Origin of the sequence: Pseudoalteromonas sp. AOP31-A2-14, from assembly GCF_052378035.1 — a bacterium.
Classification (GTDB): Bacteria; Pseudomonadota; Gammaproteobacteria; order Enterobacterales; family Alteromonadaceae; genus Pseudoalteromonas.
In genome coordinates this window covers 94,865-116,507 of sequence record NZ_JBQSXI010000003.1, presented here as the reverse complement: position 1 = coordinate 116,507, position 21,643 = coordinate 94,865, and the positions used below count along the sequence as shown (strand labels likewise).

At 38.9% G+C, this 21,643-nt stretch carries 19 protein-coding genes and 4 pseudogenes; 13 read left to right on the top strand and 10 right to left on the bottom strand.

Going from position 1 to position 21,643, the window contains the following annotated elements; all coding sequences use genetic code 11:
- The first annotated feature begins 193 nt into the window (after positions 1-193).
- The 3 genes from ACT3S9_RS19635 to fhuF all read left to right on the top strand — a co-directional run bounded on the left by ACT3S9_RS19635 (position 194) and on the right by fhuF (position 5,227).
- Positions 194-2,125, top strand: a complete 1,932-nt coding sequence (locus tag ACT3S9_RS19635; protein ID WP_444751166.1) for a pyridoxal-dependent decarboxylase — start codon at positions 194-196, stop codon at positions 2,123-2,125.
- A 45-nt stretch (positions 2,126-2,170) separates the two neighbouring features.
- Complete coding sequence (locus tag ACT3S9_RS19630; protein ID WP_444751118.1) at positions 2,171-4,318, top strand: TonB-dependent siderophore receptor; 2,148 nt, start codon at positions 2,171-2,173, stop codon at positions 4,316-4,318.
- A 105-nt stretch (positions 4,319-4,423) separates the two neighbouring features.
- The gene (fhuF, locus tag ACT3S9_RS19625; protein WP_444751117.1) at positions 4,424-5,227 is read left to right on the top strand and encodes a siderophore-iron reductase FhuF; all 804 of its coding nucleotides are present in this window, start codon (positions 4,424-4,426) and stop codon (positions 5,225-5,227) included.
- 64 nt (positions 5,228-5,291) lie between these two features.
- Here the strand turns inward: fhuF and ACT3S9_RS19620 are convergent.
- The 7 genes and pseudogenes from ACT3S9_RS19620 to ACT3S9_RS19590 all read right to left on the bottom strand — a co-directional run.
- Positions 5,292-5,998: pseudogene (locus ACT3S9_RS19620) on the bottom strand (aspartate-semialdehyde dehydrogenase); the annotation flags it as partial.
- A 16-nt stretch (positions 5,999-6,014) separates the two neighbouring features.
- On the bottom strand, positions 6,015-6,446 hold the full coding sequence (locus ACT3S9_RS19615; protein WP_193039146.1) for a hypothetical protein: 432 nt from the start codon (positions 6,444-6,446) through the stop codon (positions 6,015-6,017).
- Positions 6,447-6,497: 51 nt separating this feature from the next.
- Positions 6,498-6,905 carry a hypothetical protein gene (locus ACT3S9_RS19610; protein ID WP_193039147.1) on the bottom strand — a complete coding sequence of 136 codons (408 nt, stop codon included), beginning with the start codon at positions 6,903-6,905 and terminating at the stop codon, positions 6,498-6,500.
- A gap of 86 nt (positions 6,906-6,991) precedes the next feature.
- Positions 6,992-7,312, bottom strand: coding sequence for a hypothetical protein (locus tag ACT3S9_RS19605; RefSeq protein WP_444751116.1), 321 nt, complete (start codon positions 7,310-7,312; stop codon positions 6,992-6,994).
- Positions 7,313-7,317: 5 nt separating this feature from the next.
- Positions 7,318-7,917, bottom strand: a complete 600-nt coding sequence (locus ACT3S9_RS19600; RefSeq protein WP_193039149.1) for a hypothetical protein — start codon at positions 7,915-7,917, stop codon at positions 7,318-7,320.
- 15 nt (positions 7,918-7,932) lie between these two features.
- A complete protein-coding gene (locus tag ACT3S9_RS19595) occupies positions 7,933-8,097 on the bottom strand; it encodes a hypothetical protein (RefSeq protein WP_193039150.1) in 165 nt (54 codons plus the stop codon).
- A gap of 33 nt (positions 8,098-8,130) precedes the next feature.
- Positions 8,131-8,364 carry a hypothetical protein gene (locus ACT3S9_RS19590; protein WP_193039151.1) on the bottom strand — a complete coding sequence of 78 codons (234 nt, stop codon included), beginning with the start codon at positions 8,362-8,364 and terminating at the stop codon, positions 8,131-8,133.
- Positions 8,365-8,501: 137 nt separating this feature from the next.
- Between ACT3S9_RS19590 and ACT3S9_RS19585 the strand changes: the two genes are divergently transcribed.
- Positions 8,502-9,386 (top strand): IS982 family transposase, encoded by an 885-nt coding sequence (locus tag ACT3S9_RS19585; RefSeq protein ID WP_193039152.1) that lies wholly within the window; start codon positions 8,502-8,504, stop codon positions 9,384-9,386.
- Positions 9,387-9,605: 219 nt separating this feature from the next.
- Here ACT3S9_RS19585 and ACT3S9_RS19580 read toward each other — a convergent pair.
- Positions 9,606-9,748, bottom strand: a pseudogene (locus tag ACT3S9_RS19580) (transposase); the annotation flags it as partial.
- Between the two features lie 917 nt (positions 9,749-10,665).
- Here ACT3S9_RS19580 and ACT3S9_RS19575 point away from each other — a divergent pair.
- From ACT3S9_RS19575 to ACT3S9_RS19560, 4 genes are read left to right on the top strand one after another with little or no spacing between them, the layout of a single operon-like run.
- On the top strand, positions 10,666-12,216 hold the full coding sequence (locus tag ACT3S9_RS19575; protein WP_193039161.1) for a PepSY-associated TM helix domain-containing protein: 1,551 nt from the start codon (positions 10,666-10,668) through the stop codon (positions 12,214-12,216).
- On the top strand, positions 12,213-12,566 hold the full coding sequence (locus tag ACT3S9_RS19570; protein ID WP_193039160.1) for a hypothetical protein: 354 nt from the start codon (positions 12,213-12,215) through the stop codon (positions 12,564-12,566). The genes ACT3S9_RS19575 and ACT3S9_RS19570 overlap by 4 nt, the downstream gene beginning before the upstream one ends.
- On the top strand, positions 12,563-12,847 hold the full coding sequence (locus tag ACT3S9_RS19565; RefSeq protein WP_193039159.1) for a DUF3325 family protein: 285 nt from the start codon (positions 12,563-12,565) through the stop codon (positions 12,845-12,847). The genes ACT3S9_RS19570 and ACT3S9_RS19565 overlap by 4 nt, the downstream gene beginning before the upstream one ends.
- 17 nt (positions 12,848-12,864) lie before the next feature.
- Positions 12,865-13,533 carry a hypothetical protein gene (locus ACT3S9_RS19560; protein ID WP_193039158.1) on the top strand — a complete coding sequence of 223 codons (669 nt, stop codon included), beginning with the start codon at positions 12,865-12,867 and terminating at the stop codon, positions 13,531-13,533.
- A gap of 738 nt (positions 13,534-14,271) precedes the next feature.
- On the opposite strand, the gene ACT3S9_RS19555 is transcribed toward ACT3S9_RS19560, so the two are convergent.
- Positions 14,272-14,532: a hypothetical protein gene (locus ACT3S9_RS19555; RefSeq protein WP_443490314.1), complete on the bottom strand. Its 261-nt coding sequence runs from the start codon at positions 14,530-14,532 to the stop codon at positions 14,272-14,274.
- A gap of 30 nt (positions 14,533-14,562) precedes the next feature.
- On the opposite strand from ACT3S9_RS19555, the pseudogene ACT3S9_RS19550 reads away from it, so the two are divergent.
- The 5 genes and pseudogenes from ACT3S9_RS19550 to ACT3S9_RS19530 form a co-directional block, all read left to right on the top strand.
- Positions 14,563-14,733: pseudogene (locus tag ACT3S9_RS19550) on the top strand (transposase); the annotation flags it as partial.
- A 217-nt stretch (positions 14,734-14,950) separates the two neighbouring features.
- Positions 14,951-15,196 carry an IS66 family insertion sequence element accessory protein TnpB gene (gene tnpB / locus ACT3S9_RS19545; RefSeq protein WP_193051349.1) on the top strand — a complete coding sequence of 82 codons (246 nt, stop codon included), beginning with the start codon at positions 14,951-14,953 and terminating at the stop codon, positions 15,194-15,196.
- 547 nt (positions 15,197-15,743) lie between these two features.
- The gene (gene ltrA, locus ACT3S9_RS19540; protein WP_193051351.1) at positions 15,744-17,423 is read left to right on the top strand and encodes a group II intron reverse transcriptase/maturase; all 1,680 of its coding nucleotides are present in this window, start codon (positions 15,744-15,746) and stop codon (positions 17,421-17,423) included.
- Positions 17,424-17,838: 415 nt separating this feature from the next.
- A pseudogene (locus tag ACT3S9_RS19535) lies at positions 17,839-18,072 on the top strand (transposase domain-containing protein); the annotation flags it as partial.
- Between the two features lie 9 nt (positions 18,073-18,081).
- The gene (locus ACT3S9_RS19530) at positions 18,082-18,396 is read left to right on the top strand and encodes an IS66 family transposase zinc-finger binding domain-containing protein (RefSeq protein WP_444751165.1); all 315 of its coding nucleotides are present in this window, start codon (positions 18,082-18,084) and stop codon (positions 18,394-18,396) included.
- A 62-nt stretch (positions 18,397-18,458) separates the two neighbouring features.
- Here the strand turns inward: ACT3S9_RS19530 and ACT3S9_RS19525 are convergent, their stop codons facing one another.
- Entirely contained in the window at positions 18,459-21,443 is a 2,985-nt protein-coding gene (locus ACT3S9_RS19525; protein WP_008126957.1) for a Tn3-like element ISKox2 family transposase, read from the bottom strand.
- Positions 21,444-21,643 lie beyond the last annotated feature (200 nt).

Sequence of the window (21,643 nt, the reverse complement as noted above, 5' to 3'; positions counted from 1 at the left end):
CAAGCCCCGATATTTTCGATACGCTCTATTAAATAAAAAACATTCCATTGAATAATAATTATTTGCATTAAGGTTAGCTGTGTGATACTTTCCAAATTATAGGTACAGGGTGTTGCGGATTTTAATTAATTGGAGACAAGAGAAAAGCTCTTCTTGTCTCTTGGTTACTAAATCAATGTTAAAGGATATACATATGGATAATTTTAAACCCCCGCAATATCAATGGATTAATGATTCTAAAACTAAACAAACCAATGCCCCACTTTTTGGTGTTTCGCCAATGCAGGATTACTCACAATTAATGCAATTGGGTATAAACACTCTAAGCGAGCGCATTAAAAAAGTTAATTCTCCTACCAGTGGAGTACATCCTACACAGTTACAAAAAGAATTTGCAGCCATTGATCTAAACACACCTTTGAATGATATAAATCAAGTTCTTGAAGAGCTAGATCAGCTTTATTTGAAGCACGCAATATACTTTCATCATCCTGATTATCTTGCCCACTTAAATTGTCCTGTGATGCTTACCTCCTTATTGGCAGAGCTGTTTAGCACATCGATAAACACTGCTGTTGAAACATGGGATCAAAGCGCAGGTGCAACACTTATAGAACAAAAAGTAATTGATTGGACATGCCAAAGAATCGGTTACGATGTGGGCGCAGACGGCGTGTTTACAACTGGAGGAACCCAGTCAAATTTAATGGCATTATTACTTGCACGTGAGTTGGCAGGCAAGTTAGAACCACAAAGCCATACAAATATTACCTCTGGCTTAAGCAGCAATGCACACCGTTATCGAATTCTTTGCTCTGAATATAGTCATTTTAGTATTCAAAAAGCAGCCGCACTATTGGGCCTTGGTCATGATGCTGTCATTAGTGTTGCGTCTGATGTAAATCGCTGTATTGATACCCACAGCCTCGAAAACACTTTAAGTGAACTCCAAAGAGCAGATTTATTACCTATTGCTGTAATCGCCACGGCTGGTACAACAGATTTTGGCGCAATCGACCCTATAGCAAGCATTGCTCATTTATGTAAAAAGCATAACTGCTATTTACATGTAGATGCTGCTTATGGCGGCGCTTTGTTAGTATCACAACATCATAACGAACGGTTGTCAGGCATTGAATTAGCTGACTCTGTAAGTATTGATTTTCACAAAACATTTTTCCAGCCAGTATGCTGTTCTGCCCTATTGGTTAAAGACAAACGGCTATTGAGCTTTCTAACTTACCACGCCGATTACCTCAATCCAAAGGCACAAGCACAAGCAGGCGTACCCGATCTAATAAACAAAAGCTTACAAACCACACGCCGATTCGATGCTTTAAAGCTCTGGTTAAGCTTAAGAACAGAAGGGCCTGATGCGATTGGTGCCATGTTCGATACCTTGCTTGAAAAAACACAGCAAGTATACCAACGGTTGGTTAAAGAAAACCAACAACTTCTGACATTAGCTGCCTTACTACATCAAGACAGCCAACAAAATAGCTTACTAGTTGAACTAATTAATACCTCTCAACTCACTGCAAATGAGTGGGTAAGCAAATTAATGGATCTTTATTTACAACCTCTATTACATGCGTTCTTTGCGTATGATTTAGTGTTTATGCCCCATGGTGAAAACCTGATCCTCGTTTTAGAAGAACACCAACCAGTTACCATTTTAATGAAAGATATCGGTGAGGAAGTCGCGATACTAAACGGCAATTCACCTTTACCTGGTCATGTTGCTAACTTAGCGGTGTGCCTAGAAGAGGACATGAAATTAAACTATATACTACTGGATATTTTCGACTGTATTTTCCGCTTTATCGCACCTCAGCTTGATGCACAAAATTGTTTAACTGAACATGGTTTTTGGCAATTAGTCGCTGATAAAGTTTATCAGTATCAGCATGAAAAACCGCAATTTTCCGAAAAATATACACGTTACAACTTATTTAAGGCTCGCTTTACGCGTACCTGCTTAAACCGTATTCAATTGAATAATAATCAGCAGATGATTGACCTTGAAGATAGAGAGAAAAATCTCCGTTTTGCTGGGGATATCAAAAACCCACTGCATGATTTTGCAACTAGTCATGACTTTCAACATGACATAACAATGGCCTAAGCATAGGCCTCACTATTTATATACGTAATAGGACTACGAATAAAAATGAAAAAGACTAACTACTTTAAACTCACGCCTGTCGCACTTTCTTGTTTAGCGATATTTAGCCAATCTTTACAGGCCGAGCAAAAAAAGCATAGCGATATGGAAGTACTCACAGTCGTTGGTGAACAAAGCAATGCCCGAGGCTATAAAGTTGAGCAAATGAGTACAGCAACGGGTTTAGAATTGTCATTTCTAGAAACACCACAATCAACCACAGTCGTAACTGAGCAAGCGATGAAAGATCAACAACTAAACTCAGTTATTGAAGTGATGAGCAGCGTAACAGGGATTAATACCCGACCTTCTGACAACGACCGCTATTCAATCAGCGCCCGTGGTATTGGCGTAAGCAGTATTTTATATGACGGAGTGGCAACAACCTACGATACTCGCTTTAACTATGGTGACAACTTGATGGATAGCGCAATTTATCAGCGCATAGAAGTTGTTCGCGGTGCAACAGGTTTGATGCTGGGGTCGGGTAGCCCGTCGGCTGCGATTAATTTAGTTCGTAAGCGTCCGACAGAAGAGTTTCAAGCAAGCGTAAGCCTAAGTACAGGTTCATGGCAACAGTTACGCGGTATTGTTGATTTATCGGGAGGCTTAAATCAAGACGCAAGCGTACGAGGTCGAGTCGTCGTAGCGTATCAAGATCGTGAAAGCTATCAGCATCGTTACGAGCAGCAACGACAAACCCTATACGGTATTATCGAAGCAGATATAGGTCGTAATACATTACTGACGTTAGGTGCTGACTACCAAGACACTAAACCTGAAGGCACAATGTCAGGCGGATTACCGTTATTCGACAACCAAGGCAATAGAACTAACTACAGCCATCATATATCAACAGCCCCACGTTGGGCGTCATCCAAAACCAAAGCGTTGAATAGCTTTGCTACGATTGAACATAATTTTAGTGATGACTGGCAACTCAAAGCAAGCTACATCTATGGCGATAACGATTTAGAATTTGATGTGTTATGGGCTACAGGTAACCCAGATCCAATAACCAACGAAGGTATGATACCTGGCTCATTGGCATTTATTGACGGTAATCGAACCCAACATACATTCGACTTAAAATTAACGGGTCACTTTACCCTCTTTGACCGCTCACAACAAATTCTAATTGGCGCAAATCAACAGAAGCAAGAGTTTGCCAATCCATATTATGGCTCTTTAGATGAGGCTCTACCTTTAGGTGACTTTAGAGATAAAGGTTTTACATATCCGACCCCTACATGGAGCGATGAAGTTCTGTATGGCTCATGGGGAGAAACAAAACAACAAGCAATATACCTTGCCTCTGATATTGAGTTAACCGACTCACTTTCTATGGTAATAGGTGGGCGTATTGATAATTGGGAAACTGACCAAGATAATTTTGGCACCATTCATGATTACGAAGTTGATAATGAATTTACCAGCTATGTCGGCGCCACCTATGCTATTGGGCAAAATGTATCACTGTATGCCAACTACACAGATATTTTTACACCACAAAGTAGAGTGCAAGCTGATGGCAGTTACCTCGATCCTGTTAAAGGAAAAAACTATGAAGCAGGTATTAAAGCCAGCTTATTTGAAGAAGCGTTAGACACCTCACTCTCGGTGTTTGAGATCCGTCAAGATAACGTTGGTGAAGCAACGGGAGAAACCTTACCAGGAACAACGGTTCCTATATACCGCGGTATTGATGGCACTAAAACACAAGGATTCGAATTTGAAGCCAATGGTTCAATCAATGAGCAATGGAACGTCTATTTTGGTTATAGTCAATTTGAAACAGAAGACCCTGATGGTGAAAAAATAACAACCACCAGCCCAAAACATCAAGTAAAGCTCTTCACTACCTATGAATTAGATAACTGGGTAAATGGCTTACAACTGGGTGCTGGTGTTAATTGGCAAAGTGAGATCCACAGAGATGTTACTAAGCCAGATAGAAGCTCAGTGGAGGTTAGCCAGCAAAGTTATGGGCTTGTTCGATTAATGGCAAGATACAATGTAAACGATCAACTAACATTGCGCGCTAATTTAGACAACGCATTCGATAAACGTTATTACAGCCAATTAGGCTTTTATAACCAGTTTCAATATGGCGCACCACGAAACTTTAGCATCACTGCTCAATATAGTTTCTAAGTAACTCGACATTATTGCGAATTGCTATTATGCCGCCTCTGTATGAGGCGGCATAAAATACACTTTAAAGACGCAATTTTGTGAAGAAACTTCCACCCCAGCATAATGAAAGTACAAACATACATGGCGTTACACGATACCACTGAGCTAAACTCTTTACTGGAGCGACAGGCTCCATTTTATAGTCAGCATTTTAAAATTATTGAGCCACATCAACCTCTCCCCAAAAACTGCCAACCATTATCACAACGGTTAAATAAACCGCATTATACAGAAGCACTCGTTACTTTTTCTAAGAGCTATCAACAACAGCAACAAGAATCAATCGACTTTAGCGCATTACATTCTATGTGGGGCCAATGGTTTTTCGGCTTTTTGCTTCCGCCACTATTAGAATACGCATTAAAAAGCCAAGCGAGTGTATTGCATGCTGCGATGAACCTTAAAAACTGGCATTGGACTTATCATCAAACGGGGCGAGTAGAATGTTTCTATTTAGTACTTAGAGAAGATCAAATTCAAAGACCGACTGAGTTACCCATCACATTGCTAGAGCGGTTACTTGTTAAGCTGATAAACCCTATTGTGAAACAACTAAGTACCCTGTCGCCGGGGTCAGAAAAGTTATTTTATAGTCATGTTGCGTACTGTTTTTATTGGTATTTGTCAGAGATGCCGTTAGCTCAAGAATTTAAATTTAATTTACTAACCCAGTTATTTAGTAAAGACACATTATTACTCGCTAAAGACGCTACTTTGCCACACCCTTTATGTCGCAAAATTAGACTTAAAAATAGTGAGTACCCACGTATTATGTGTTGTTTACGGCATAAATTACCTAATACACCAATGTGTAATATTTGCCCATTGAACAAAAATAAACACAAGGTCTGTAAAACAATGATGTAAAGGCTCTGTAAAAGAGCCTTTATAGAATATTTGAGCAAAGTTTTTTGCTCAAATATAATCTCATTTAGCCTTCAACAATAATGCGTAGCATACGACGAAGTGGCTCTGCAGCACCCCATAGTAATTGGTCACCCACGGTAAACGCACTGATGTACTCAGGGCCCATAGATAATTTACGAATTCGACCAATTGGGATATTCAATGTGCCTGTAACTTTAACGGGTGTTAAGTCTGTCGCGGTGATATCACGTTCATTGGGTACGACTTTAACCCATTCGTTATGCGACGCTAAGATTTGCTTCAACTTGCGCTTTCCATTCCTCTTTCGATTGCCCTGATGGCATAGGCACATCAATCCACGGAATTAAGCTGCCTGCTAACGGTACGCCAAATTGATCTTGAGGTAGCTCGCTTGATGCAATTTGCTCAGTTACAAGCTTGTCTATTTCTAAAATGGCCGCTTGCGGGTCGGCAAGCTTATCTGCAACGCTTGCGTGAATAGAGCCCATTTGAGCAATAAGCTCTTTCATATTACGAGCGCCGGCACCTGAAGCTGCTTGGTAAGTCATAGGGCTTACCCATTCAATTAAGTCTTGCTCAAATAAACCACCTAAAGCAAGCAGCATTAATGAAACCGTACAGTTACCGCCTACATAGGTTTTAACACCTTGTTCAATGACGTCTTTATTAACAGGATCAAGCACGATTATACTGTCATCTGTCATCTGACATACGCAGAGCTGACGCTGCATCTATCCAATAGCTATTCCAATCACCAATATTATGACTAATTGCTTTCAGCATAATGTTCAAATACTGATTCAATATCTTTTTTAGTTAACTCATTAAGTGTAAGGTCTCGACTATTTGACAAGCCATAATAGTATGTTTCATCTGTTGTAGTGATTACATTTGTGTCGTTCTTTAAAATCAAAACATCAACATTAGCAACGCAATACATTTCATCTATCGAAACACCTAAACCATCAATATTTTTAATTTTAACTTGTGCAACTTCGCCCTTGGCTTCTGATTTCTTTCTAACATCAATAAGAAGATATTTTGCACAGTAATCTTTTACCATCCTTTTATTAATAACTAGCTCTAGCATTTCAGGTTTTTGTATAACTAGACCTGAAGGTTTGGTTAGGTGATAAGTAATAGCGCTGCTAGTTGCAGCTACCACAGCCATGATCAGATATATTTTTAAGCTATTCATGCTTTGCGGTTACTCCTATTTTCCAATTAGGTTTGTGGGCGCTCTTGATTTTCAATTGCTCTCAAGCTCAACGAAGTGGCTCAAGAAATTTGTCATATTAATTAAATCGTCGATGGTAAAGTTACCGAAATCGTTGCCCTTTTCGTACGGGTATCTGCTTGCCTGAAAGGCTCCTTCAAATTGACTCAGAACAGCTTTAATGCATCCACCGAATTCAGCTTTGTAAGCGGATATCAATCGTTTTTGGAAGGCTTCTGGAATCACTTCCAGACGCTTCATTAAGCCGTGACCATTTCCACCTACGCTTTTTGCTTTCGCATAAAGCTCTTCAATACAGGAGCTCCCACTATCAATAGGTGTTCTAACTTCATCAGCCGAAAGTGACTTTAAGTAAAGTTCGATCGCTACAGTTGCCAAATTAATAAGAGGTAATACGACGCCTTCTTCTACCTCTTCCACTGCCTACAGGCTTTCTTAAACTGGTCTGCTGCGTCTTTTACAAGGATGTTTGGTATTTCCATTAATTCGTATTCCAATTTAATTATTTATTTGTATCGGTGAAATAGCATCTTATAATCTTTGTCTGAAATAGATGCTGTCCAAAATTCAGGAGTAAATGGCCCCTTTTTTACTTGCCTTTTTATTTCTTTCTTATGCTCATCTGGCATGTTTACGCCAAAATATATATCTGTTATTTCATCTTCTTCTAAAGATAAGCACTCACAATCATGTTTTAACTCAAGGCCTTTTAAGAGGTCGATATTTTGAGTTAATTCGATGTGTGATTTTATGTCTCTCTCATGATTTGGGTTGAAAATAGATCTGTACTCATTTTCATATTCCCATGTTTTTGATTTGCTGAGCATTGGACCTAAACCCATGTTTTTGATTTGCTGAGCATTGGACCTAAAAATTTAACCATCTGAGTTATCAATGGAAAGGTTAGTTCTGGATAGTTGTCTGTGTAATTTATTCTACGCGCCTGAGAAGCTACCTTCCCTCTACCCGAAAATTTAATACAATACCCTCTATGCGAATCTGCATAATGCGCCCAGGATAAGGGGTTTTCGTGACTTGTAGTAAAACAACAGACACGCAAGCTTTGATACGCCTCTATGACGCACCTTTTTAACTTACCTTGAATACTTTTATCTCTGAGCAATTGTTTTGTATTAGGTTCAGAAAGTGTTCGATGAAATAATTGATGATATGCTGTTAAGTCAAGTATGAGCCCAGATTCTTCGATAGATTTTCTCTCAGGCCAATTAAGCTTGGGTTTAAATTCGAACGGATCATTAAAGTTACAAGGTAAATTATGAAATAACCAACCATCGACAAATAGTTTTTTGTGACGCTCTATTTGCTGAGGATTGTAAGCCGAATATCGGAACAAAGCCTCTATATTTTGAGATTCAGCACTTGGATATTTGTTGTTATAATAATCAATAATACTTGAAGAACTTTTAGACATTCATATTCCAATACATTAATTTATAGATTTAGTGATAGAGCTTTGGCGCTCTTGATAAGATGCCATTTGCCAATAATCGGCCAAATCAGTATCAAGTTTTTGATACGGGTTATCTTGATACGCAACCCCTAACTTGTAATCTACTTTACCGCGATGCCAAGCTGACTGTGAAGCGTTCATAATTAGTTTCCACATTACTTATTGGTAATATTATTAAACAGCGTTTTTAATGAAGTTTTTTATTAAACGATTGAAATCACTTCCCGCCGCATCATCTTCTCCAGTTACTACTAGCTCAAAACTTTTTGCCAGATAAACGGATAACTCATCATCCATACCATCGATGACAGAGCCAGCGAAGTTTATAAATTTTTCAACTCTAAATTCAATACCTTGCATTTTTTCAGCAGCTAAATGAAGCCCTGTAAAATCAACATCCAGTTCCATTACTTACTCCTGAATTCCAATGATAATTGTAAAATCAATCGGTAACTAACCTGAATCTCGTTTAAGAAATTGAACTAAATGCCTGTTCCGAGATCCGATCTTTCGACCAAGAACGATTGGATAGACAAGGAACAGGCATGATTAAATTAGTTGAATTGTTTTGCGATGTCGATGATTTTTGCAAAGTATTTATACCTCAATGGGAAAAACAATTACTCGAAGATGGTACCCAAAAACGTCAGCGAGCAGGACGTATGACGACCAGTGAAATTATGACTATTGTCATTAGTTTCCATATGTCGCATCACCGTGATTTTAAAAATTACTATCTTGGCTATGTTTCACTTATGTACAAAAGTGAATTTCCTAACTTGCTCAGTTACACGCGATTTTTAGCCGTTATGCCGAGGGTACTTGTGCCGATGTGTGCCTATTTTACTTCACTTAAAGGTAAACCCACAGGTGTTGAATTCATTGACTCTACATGTATCAAGGTGTGCCATAATATTCGTATTCCTAGGCATAAAACCTTTGATGGAATAGCCCAGCGAGGCAAAGGAACGATGGGTTGGTTTTATGGCTTCAAACTGCATTTAATTGTTAATCATCATGGTGAGATTGTTGCTGCAAAAGTGACAACAGGTAATGTGCATGATACGCAGCCAGTGCGTGAATTAGCGAGCTGCCTGACAGATAAACTGTATGGTGACAAAGGATATTTAAGTAAAGCTTTAGAAACGGACTTACTTGATAAAGGTGTAAAGCTTATTACGACTGTTCGCAAAAATATGAAGGCAAAAGCGATGTCACTATGGGATAGAGCGATGCTTTCAAAGCGCTTTATAATCGAGACAATTAATGACCAACTCAAGAACATATCCTTCATTGAACATTCGAGACATCGGAGTATGAACGGTTTTATGTTGAATTTAGTGGCTGGATTGGTGGCTTATTGCTTAAAAGAAAATAAGCCACACCTTAATTTAACTGACGTAGAGCTCAATGCATTAGTTATCGCTTAAACAGATCTCAGGTTAGTTAATCTATATGCTAACTGGCGCTTTAATAACTCATGGAATGCGACATTAAGTGCAACAAATATAACTGACGAAAAATATTGGGCTAATATCGATTTTACAATTAAATGGACGTATTAACTCAATAAACCATAATAGACACCACGCGATTTTATAATCGCGTGGTATCAAATAACTAGGGGCTGTTGATCTTTGTTGTACATATATCCACATCATAGTAAATGCTAAAGCAAGCATTTACTATGATGATTTCGTTCAAACTTTTCATACCGTGTGACTATACCTCTATATTGCTTAATACTGCCAAATGCATTCTCAACCAAGTGCCGATACTTGTACAGTAAATATCCGGTGATCATCACCTAGATATCGATGTTCCAAGGCAATAATCGTTCTATGCCTGCCTAAGGCTGACAAAGCTAATCGAGGCAATGCATGATGTAATCAAATGGCCTTAAGCCGTTGGATTTCGCATTTTATGCCGAAAGAAAAACTATGCCGAACCACTTGGCTAGACCCTTATAATACAAAGATATTTGCATATTATTGCTTCGGCATAGTGTTATCTAGTAATCCCACTAATAATTAATTTACGGAGAAGGATTATGAGTTCTTGACATTCTACAAGTGTAAAAAAAACAGTAACGTGACCTCATACGGACCTTTGTATCTAGCGTCAATTATCTTAGCCGGTGATACCAAATTTGATTTACTCTTATTGAGCAGTGCTAGTAACTGATCCAGTGATATTAATTGAGTTGCAGGTGTACTTGGCTAGAGGCTTACTTATCAATTGTATCAATGATAGTATTAAGCGCCTGATCTTTAATACGCTCAGGCGTAAATATAGTGACTGACTGTGGCGTTTCTCTAAGGCTTAAACCTAAGCCTGTTGCGGTATCAATACTTTCGTTAACGGTATATTTTCCTTTGATAACAATTGTTTAAATCACTTTATCTTCTTGACTCTCACTTTGTTCTGCTAACTCATTTGCCATACTTAACATTGGGTTGAGTGAAACTGATATTACTGCAGAAAGTGTACGAACAAGCATTCTATTTTTTCATTATGTTTCCCCTAAGATTAATGTGCAATGTTCTCATTTTTACAATAGCACTAAATACAAATAAGAGTGCATATCATTTGCATTTGTTTTTGATTGTGTTTATTATAATAGCTATAATGACGGGCTATTTAAAAACCTCAATAGATAGAATTGTTGCTGCTAATGTCAATAACAAAGAAATGTAATAAGGAACTTCGTTGAAAGCACGTTTTAGGGATAGTATGACTTGGCTACACACCTGGGCAGGAGTAGTAGCAGGTGGGTTGCTATTCGTAATATTTTTAACCGGTACATTAGCGTACTTTAATAATGAAATAACCGCGTGGATGCGGCCTGAAATACGCCAAATAATCTCACCTGAAAACGCACTTAATAATGGGCAAGCTTACCTCAGTGAACATGCCACTAATGCTAAAAGTTGGACAATCTTGTTGCCTACAAAGCGATTTTCACCTACAACTCTTTATTGGCGGGATCCAACAGTAAAAGGCCGTGGCTTGAAAGTAGTTAAGCTTAATGAACTAGGAGAAAAGATAACAGCCCGAGATACTCGCGGAGGAGAGTTTTTATATCGTTTCCATTTTGATTTGCATTATATGCCCGCTTTCTATGCACGTTGGCTAGTCGGGATTTGTGCAATGTTTATGTTAATCGCTATTATTTCTGGCGTAATAATCCATAAAAAAATATTTAAAGATTTTTTTACTCTTCAATTTAATAAAGGTGATAAAAGCTGGCTTAATGGCCATACAATTACTTCTGTTTTAGCTCTCCCATTCCATCTCATGATCACTTACACCGGATTAGTCACCTTAATGTTTATGTATTTATCATGGTCCATGTCGCTAGCAATGAATGATAGAAATGAATATTTTAATACGATAGGTCAACAACCCTTAGTTCCAAGCCCCACAGGAATTACCGCTAAAATGAAGCCTTTTAGTCACCTATATATTGATGCAAAATCACATATAGGTGATTCAGACTTCAGTTATGTTGTCATTAATAATCCCTCTGATGAAAATGCCAGTATTGTATTTTTTGAAGGCGCTACCAAACACTTACTACCTGACTATCTAACTTTAAGTTACTCTGCTGCGACAGGTGAGCTGCTCAGCGAGCAAGTTATTACTAATTCAGCAGAATTAACAAGACGCACCATGATCAGCTTACATTCTGGTCGTTTTGCAACATTACCCGTGCGCTGGTTGTATTTCATTTCTGGCATTATGGGATCAATTATGATTGCAACAGGGCTTATCTTATGGTCAGAAAAGCGAAAGAAATCATCTATTTCTAAAGGGTCAAAAATTGGTAATCATCTAGTCGACCGACTTAATATAGGAGTTGTAATAGGATTACCTATTGCCATAGCTTCTTTTTTTGTTTCCAATAGACTTCTGCCGTTAATGCTTATTGATCGTGCTGACATCGAGATTCACTGCTTTTTTGCCGGTTGGATATTCACATTACTTTATTCTGCAGTTAGAGGAATAAAAAATAGTTGGCGAGAATTATCGATACTAGCTGGAGGGTTATTTTTAACCTTACCTTTACTTAGTGTTTTTACAACACACAGACACTTATTAAACTATCAAATAGAACTAGATTTAACGTTACTACTGATTGATTTATTTTTTATTATAGCTGGTGCCATATTTATTTTTATCGCCTCGCAAATTAAAAAGTATCGTAATGTTAAAGCAATGAAACTATCGGCTCGACAAGGCAAAAGGTCGTACACATGAATAAGTTTAAAACCACTGAAAATAAGAATCATTGGTTGGAAGTTACATTCTTGTGTTGGCGTATAGGTCTTGCAATTATTGGTAGTTATATTGCCGTTAGTGTTTTTAGTGCTGCAATACCAAATGTGCTTTCTACATTATTTAGTATTAATAAAGCAACTGTATTTTTATGGATGATTTTATTAAGTTTTTTATTATATAGCTTGCTCGTTTTGTGGGTTATTTCATCACGGCACTTACTTAAAACATCAATTCAATTAACTATCATTACTATCTTCTTATTGCTCGTTCTGGAGTGGAGTACTACTGCACAATTAATTCCCGAAATATCCAAGATAATTAAATTATGATGCTATTACTAATTTGGCTAACATCTTTATTTGGGTTCAGTGTTCTATCATTAAGTATGGCTCGTCATCGAAAATTGCTACAACTTTCACCATTAACTCAGAAGCAAGAAAAATATTACTTATGCCTTGGTTTAATAGCATTAGCAGCGTCATTAGTCTTTGCTTTTATCCATCTACCAAACTCAGAAGCTGTTCCTATTTGGTTCGGTTTATTAAGTGTCGTAGCATTAAAGGTTGCTATTTACCTGAGCGTTAAATTTCATCTCAAATTACCAAAATAAAATTAAGGAACTAACTTATGAATCAGATACTAAACTCACTTATAGTATTGTTTTTACTTTACGCAACGAATTTACAGGCTCATGAAATATGGTTAGTAAAAGCTGATACTAACCAAGTCCACTTGTTTTTAGGTGAACCCGGCGATGCCGAATCTGGAGATAACATATCAGGTCTAAGGAATACCAAGATTTATACAGATACAATCAGCAATTCAATACCTATTGTACAACATCAAACACATTGGTCAGCTAAGGTAACACAAGAAGGTGATGTAAGAGCTACCATCGATGATCTTTGGCATCCATGGGATATGGAAGAGGTGCCAACATGGCAGTTTTGGAAGTCATCAAAAAAGCAAGCCGCAAAGCTATTTGCGAAAGCAGGTCGAAATGATACTAAAAGTAAAACGGAATTCGAATTCGTGCCAGTATCAGCACAAAGTAACACTTTTATACTCACTTATCTAAATAAGCCTGTTCAAGAGCATTCAGTTATGGTCTTAACACCAAACAAAACACTAATAAAATCGCTTACAAATAAACAAGGTGAAATTACAATATCAACTGATATAACTGGATTATATGTGATTTCTAGTGATTACCCTGTAGACGGAAAAACTATGATAGCTGGTAATAATGTTGATAGTACATTCAATATCACTAGTATTAGCTTTTGGGTAAAATAAGTATATATATACCTAAGAATGAAAAGTTTATTCTAGAGGACGTTATGCTCGAGTGATTTTTAGAATATATAGAAAATAAAATAATCAATTATAACTATCTGTCATAATTGATTCAATTAAGAATTTAATGGGTAGGCGGAGTAAAAAACTTGGGGCAACGCACTAAAGAAGAAGCTAAAAGTATAACAATATTAAAACATACCTCGCTTGTACTTATTTAGTATTTATTTAAAGCTAGTCAATCTTGCAATATATCTATTTTAAGTAATTAGATTGCCTTTCCTATAGATTGGAGAGGCAATTAGTTACAATGATTAATTGTCTAATGAAACTGGTTAAATGACTTGAGAAGCCACATCAGGACTGAATTTAAAGCACTGCTGGTAACAACACTGGGGGAAATTACAACTTGGCCTTTGAAATACAAGTAAAATGAGTTTAGGTTTTGGCGCTTAATTTGTCTTCGCAGGCTGCGCCAAAACCGCTTGTATAGCATTAATAAAAAACGTAAATGCGGTTTCTTTGATTCAAAGAATAAGTGCATAACTCGAACGGGTAGAAAAAACGGTCAGCCGAATATACGCTAATCTCTTTTTCTCTGGTAAGAGATGCAACAATGAAAACATATAAACAACAGACCTATGAACTATGATGGTCTAATGAAACTGGACAGGTTTATAGCGTAAAATGAGCTAAACCGAAAAGGTATCAATATGACCAGAAAATCAAAAGCCACACTCAGTGCACAGCAGAAACTTGAATATGCCAAATTAATGGTAGAGCCAAATGCGCCGCTAATGTTTGCTTACCTTTTTTATGATGTTTGGGCGGCTCTGTGGATTTATGCTGCTCAGTTTCGTTGAAGGTACCTCGCGGGGCTTTTTCACTTTTCTTGCCGTATTTTTGCGATTTACTTAATTTAAGCTCAGCCAGTAAATGGTCGATACGCGCTTGCATTTCAACCTTATCCTCTTGTAAAACATCAAGCTTAGCCTGCATAAGAGCAAGCTGATTTTGTAGTTCGGTAATGAGGATATTGACTGGTGCATGTACAAATATCGGCACTTGGTTGAGAATGCATTTGGCCGTATTAAGCAATATAGAGGGATAGCCATACGGTATGAAAAGCTTGAACGAAATTATCATTCAATGCTCGCTTTAGCATTTACTATGATGTGGCTACCAATGTGGGCTGATTGATATATGTACTACAAAGATCAACAGCCCCTAGCTTTTATGCGGTAAGAAAGAAACTCGGCCTATCATCGAATAATTTCGTTCGCGCCAAAATTACACAGCAAGTCGAAATAGTTGATGAACAATCATCCATCACGTTAACTGTTGGCAAGGCTAACGTGAGTTTGCCAGCCACAACCTCCGCAACGTATTTAAGCCAATTACTACGCGAGTTTGTTCAATGAAAATGTTTGTTGAGCCGTCAGAGGTTTTTCTGCATCGGGATTTTGTCGACTTTCGAAAAAGTATTAATGGCTTAGTGAGTATTGTTGAAGATGAGCTTGTTCGCGATGCCTATACCGGTACGTTGTTTGTATTTTGTAACAAGGCCAAAGATAAGCTGAAAATTATATACTGGGATAAAACAGGGTTCGCGCTTTGGTATAAACGACTTGGTGCGACAAGAAGTCGCTTTGTTTACTGTTGAACTTTGATTCAACCCTTCGTATTGCCGAAGGTTTCCTATTTCGATATGCGTCACTAGCAATGGTGGGGTGTGAAGCTCGAAAGACAATGTAGCCTTAAGTTCAATAGTGATGTTGAACAAACTGCAAGCATCATGCGGTTGGGCCCTAGGAATTAATGGTATGTGTAATTAACTGAACAGTTGTAACTGTCGTCATTGTAAACAAGCTAAAGATGCTGACAAGCTTGAACCAAAAGGTGTGGTGGACAAGTTAACATGCTCTAGTCTCATGTTACGCAATTTAATGTGCCCCCGGCGGATTGACTGACACTAACCCATTATGTGAATAAAGCGGAACTTGGTAAGCCCGTATGCTCCCTCGTTGAGGTAGTTTCTTCGTAAGAATGAATGACGGGCATGCGGGTAAAGGACGATGGAGAAAGCGAATGCCTTGCTGTAATGGCAAAGATAGATGTATTGAACGTGACATCATGCGAAAGCATAGCCCACTTCCATCGAGTGGTTAATCACAAGAAATTTGTAATAAGATTTTAGCTTAGGAATGCAAATGAATTGCTCTTATGAACAATGTGCACCTATAAACGAAGCGCAATGCTGGTCTAACATCGATTGGAAGGCTGCAAAGCGCTACGTAGGATCATTGCAAGCGCGTATTGTGAAAGCAGTAAAGCAAGGGAGAAAAGGGAAAGTTAAAAGCCTGCAATGGTTATTGACTCATTCCTTTTATGCGAAAGCCCTTGCGGTTAAACAAGTAACGGAGAACAAAGGGCGTAAAACGTCTGGTGTTGATGGCGAAACATGGCAAAGTGCTACTAAAAAATGGCGAGCAATCTCATCGCTCAAACGCTCTGGATACAAGGCAAGTCCATTAAGGCGAGTCTTTATTCCAAAGTCGAATGGGCAGAAAAGACCTCTCGGTATCCCCACAATGCTGGATCGTGGGATGCAAGCACTATATTTGCTAGCCGTTGAGCCAGAAGTGGAGACAAACAGTGACGGCAATTCTTTTGGTTTTCGAAAACAAAGGTCTTGTGCTGATGCGATCGAACAATGCTTCAAAGTATTGTGTCGCAAACGTGCGGGAGAATGGGTGCTTGATGCGGACATTAAAGGTTGCTTCGATAATATCAGCCATGAGTGGATGCTAAAGCACTTAAACATCGACAAACCAATCCTTTCACAGTGGCTGAATGCTGGCTTTATGGAGTCTGGTAAGGTATATCCAACACTTGCAGGAACACCGCAAGGAGGAATAATCTCGCCGACGTTAATGAATATGGTATTGAATCAACTGCAAGGAACAATTGAAGAAGCTTCTGGTGTTAAAAGAGGTAAGCACCGTGAAATTCGTTCTAATGTTAAGAGAGTCTCTGTAATCAGATATGCCGATGATTTTGTTGTAACGGCTCATTCTCAAGCGTTTTTGGTAGATACAATATTGCCTTGTATTAATGAATTTATGTCCCAACGTGGTTTGGCATTATCGCCAGAAAAAACGCACGTTAGGCATATATCAGAGGGTTTTGATTTTCTTGGTCAAAATCTCAGAAAGTATAATGGCAAATTATTGGTCAAACCCAGTAGCAAAAGCGTTCTACATCTGATGAATAAGTTGAGACTTACGATCACCAAATATCGCTCTAGTCGACAAGACAGGCTAATCTTTCAGCTTAATCCAATATTAAGAGGTTGGTGCAATTATCACCGACACAGTGTCGCAAAGGAAGTATTTTGCAAGATTGACTCTGATATATGGTTGCTACTCTGGAAATGGGCATGTCGTAGACATCCTAGAAAAGGAAAATACTGGATTAGGGCTAGATACTTCCACTCTGTTGGGCCGCGTAATTGGACATTCTGCACCGGTGATAAACAAATAGGCTTATTTCGGTTAGCAGCAATGCCGATTGTGCGACATCCAAAGATCAATTCCGATGCAAACCCTTACGATCCGACACATGAAACTTACTTTGAATCTCGGCTTGATGTGTTAGTAAATTCTCGCAACAAAGAACGTCTGCATAGATTATTATCACGTCAAAATGGTGAGTGTTTGTATTGCAAAGAAAAAATAACGGCTAAAACTGGTTGGAATATTCACCGCCTAGTACCTTTATACTTAGGTGGTGATAATAAAGCGAGTAATACCGTGGTTGTTCATCCTTATTGCCATAACAGCATTCATAGGAGTCAAAATACTGCTGCGCCATCCTACATGGCGTTATAACGACTTGAGCGGTATGCGGGGAAACTCGCACGTACCGTTCTTAGAGGGCTGGGCTCGAGTAATCGGGTCTGGCTACTCGACAAAAGCAAAAATTCAAATGGCCAAGTAAACTATCGACCCAGGAATTTGAATTAACCTATCAACAACTGAGTTGGTTGTTATCTGGATATGACGTGCTTGGCCATGAACCGCTGCACTATCAATCACCGATTTAACTCGATCTTTTATCAGTCAACGATCGTGTCGCAAGTCCATATTTTATATGCGTTACAAAGCAGAATCATCTGTCTATTCTTGCTAAACTCGATGGATGAAAATTGATACACACTCACTCCCTGACGACCCAGAACAACTCAAGCAAATGTTGCTTGAGTTGTAGGCTAAAACTACCCAAGAGTTAGCGAAAAAAGATAAAATCATCAGTGAACAAGCCATTCAAATTAATCAGTTTATTGAACGCTATGAAATTGCCAAGCGTAAACAGTTTGGTAAAAGCTCCGAGCAACTCCCGGGTGCGAGGGAAACCTTCAATGAAGCGGAAGAAATCATTGATGAGGCCGATAAAACGTTATTAGCTGCGGCTGATAGTCACAGTAAGGTCACAATTAAAAACAAACCGACGCGCAAGCCACTGCCAAAAGAATTACCTCGAAAAGTGGTGACAATTGATGTGTCCATTGATGAACAAGTGTGTGATTGTTGCCAAGGTAAGCTGCATAAAATTGGTGAAGCTCGTAGTGAAAAACTTGAGTTTGTTCCTGCGTACATCAAAGTGATAGAGACAGTTCGACCGAAATATGCCTGTAAAAGGTGTGAGCAAACTGGCACAGAAAATTCTATAAAAGTTGTACCTGTTCCAACAACACCCATTCCTAAAGGCATTGCCACCAGTAGTTTGCTGAGTCAAATCATCAGCGCCAAATATCAATATGGGTTGCCGCTATATAGGGGTTCTAGGGATTTTCCCCTCTAAAGTAACATAAATCGCCACAACCCTCGCAGTTAATGGCTTGTGGAGCTGGGTTACCTTTCATTTTAGACTTCATTTTCAACAATAGGCCTAGTTATTTCCTGTAAATCAGGTAGTTTGCGGTTACTAGCGAACTGATAAGTGCCGCTCAGATTAATGTTCTGCCATGCAACGGGTGATACTTGTCGAGTTATTGCTGCTTTTTCCTCGTCACCAACTTCTTCAAAGTGCAGTAATAGATGACTTAGGATCATCGAGTTAAAGTAGATAATAGCATTTGCCGTCAAACGGGCACACTCGTTCCAGACGACTATTTCTGATTCGTTTTTTCCACGGAACTGGTCACGATTGACCGATGCAATAGCTCGCCTGAGGAAATGCCAGGCTTCGCCTCGGTTCAGTGCTCGTTGAACATATTGGCGCAGACTTGCATCATCAATATAATCAAGTAAATATTGGGCTTTGATGAGCCTATTATATTCCGTTAATGCTTGTAATATAGGGTGTCTAGATGGATAACCAGATAATTTGCGTACTAGCAATGCCTGTGTTGTGCGTTTTTCTTGAAGGGATAACACAATACGCTGAATATCCTGCCAGCCTTCTTCAATCACATTCATTTTTATCGGCTTTTTCAGCGCCAGATGCGTGTTTCCGTCGTCGCTTTCAGTTACGTTAAATAGGTCATTGATCACACTGGTGAACTGAGCATACCTAGGCGCAAAACTATAACCGCATAAATCCAATAAGGCATAATTAACATGATTAACACCATGGGTGTCGGTTGAGAGGACATCTGGCTTAAGATCACTAGTATTAGATTGTAGTAAGTCGTAAATATAATGGGACTCATGCTCATTAGATCCTATGATACGGGCATTTAACGCACTATGATTGGCAACTAACGTCATGGCCGTAATACCTTTGTTGGTGCCGAAGTATTTCGAGGAGTAGCGAGTTTTAAAAGTCTCAAGGTGAGTTTCAAATTTTTGCCCATCGGTACTGGCGTGCAGGACGTCTTCTTGGATGTGATAGTGGCGGAAAATAGGGAGTGCCGCTACTGCGTTATTGATGATATCACTAGCCTCTTGCAAGGTTTCAGGCCTAATATAATTAGCTTGTATAGTGCTTAGATGCTCATAACTGCGATCAGATATTTGTGCCATCCCATATACGCCGCGATGTGTCGCATTCGCAATTAGAATAGCCAATAAATCATCCTGATTGGCGCCTACTTGTTTTTGTATTGGCAGCACGTGTGCGAAGCATTGCATAAAGTTGGTTTCTTGTTCAACATAACGCAACACATCAGCAATACTGACGGGGATCATTTGTTTAAAGAAAGGGTTGTTGACAAGTGATTGGGAGCCTTTAACTGGCAGTCGCCATCGTGTGCCACTTCGGCTCTTCATGATCACATTGCGGTTATCACCATTATCAATGTGACGAGCAACATCTTCTAGGGATGTTGTTAAGCGTATTTGTTTTACTTGCAGTAGCTTCTGAATCGGCTGCTTTAGCTTTTCCAATGTTGATGATGCCAATAGATCAGGCTGTATTGACGATGCAATTAAGTCGTCTTCTAGCGCACGATATTTAGTGACGTTTGATAAGTAAATTCGACCATTAAGCCGAGAAGCCAGTTGACGGTAAAGCAACCATTCGTATCGCTGTGGATGAACAACATCCTTGTTAATTAACCATGGACGATGTTTTTGTTGGATAAGTGTACTATCCATTGTTTGCAATGTATTACCTGCTAATAGTTCTGTTTTTGTGGTTTTGAGCTGGGTCACTAATGCTTCTGAGCCTTTACCTGCTTGGCATTCAAGACATAGAAACACGGGCCTTAATAACTGCTCAATTAACCCGTTTTGATCATCATAATATTGCCATTGATATTCTTCTACCGTGCGTTTTTGCTTTTTTAAGTACAGGCATAGCGTTTCTATATCTTGGTTATTCATTACACTTAATGCTTGTTGCCTAACCGTTGCAAATGGTTGATTATCGTCGATACTGTCATCAACAAACAGATGCAGTAATTCTGCGGCTTTGGTGACATTGTCTGCAGCTGACCTCCATGAGTCAAACACTGCCTGTTGGGCAAACGCATGCGCAGCTTCTTGTTGTTTACGGATATGATGAATAAACCCATCAGCCAATCGCTCTAGGCTTTGCCGTATGCGTTGAGTCAGAAAACACAGCAACCATAGGTGTTGCTGTGGACGCTTAAAGCGTTTTAGTTTACTGCCATAATAATCCACCATTTCACCGAAGTGTTGTTGGTTTTTAGACGATAAGGCTAAGCCCTTAACAGCATTATCAATCTGTCTTGTATAAGGCTGTAACTGATGATACACCGTCAGTTCTTTTTTTAGCTCTGTCACCATAACGCTTTTTGCACCGGCTCGAAGCTGGCTTAAGGAGAGCCCATCTTTGTCATCGATAATAGTATTTAGAAATCCGTGTAGTTCAGATGAAACATGAATACGAAGCTTATTATTTAACGCCTTCTTGACCTGTTGGATAACACGACTGATAAGCTTTTGTAAGACAGTATATTTAGGGATGGCAATTCTATGCGTTGCTAGATATTCAGCGGCTGCATCGAATAGATAACGAGGCTCAAGCCAAGCTTTGCCGACCATAACAAGATGTTCGTACAGCGGCGCAAAGTGCAGACTTTCGTCCCATTTCTGATAGTTTAATAACCTCAGTATTCTTTGATATATACGGTCACGCTGCATCTTATTAATGCTGAAAGGCCTGATCCCTTTGCCTCCTTGAACTTGCGTTGAAATAAACTGCATATCGTCAAAGATGAGGTTAAAGCTAGGTGAAAGAATCACAGGCTTAGACTTAAAATACCCTAATAACGCAATGAAATAGCATCGGTGGTTCCTTAGGCGAATACTTTTCAACTCTGTTAACTCGATCTCGTTTGGCGTAAAATACAATCGTTGTTGTTCAAGTGATAATAGCGGCGGAGAATATAGATCAAGCTGCTCAGCTTTGGTAAGAATTGATAGTTCGTTTTTTATAGCCATAGGAATTAAATTAAGTTTAAGGGGTTGTTAACCTCATAATTTGCCATACTTTGGAGAAGTAACCCACCTTTGTATGCCTTTAAATATGGTGAGTATGGCGATTTATGTTACTTTAGAGGGGAAAATCCCTAGAACCCCTTATTAGATCAGAAAAGAGCTGGGTGTTAAAGCCTTTTTACAAAGTGCGATCCCGCCGTGGT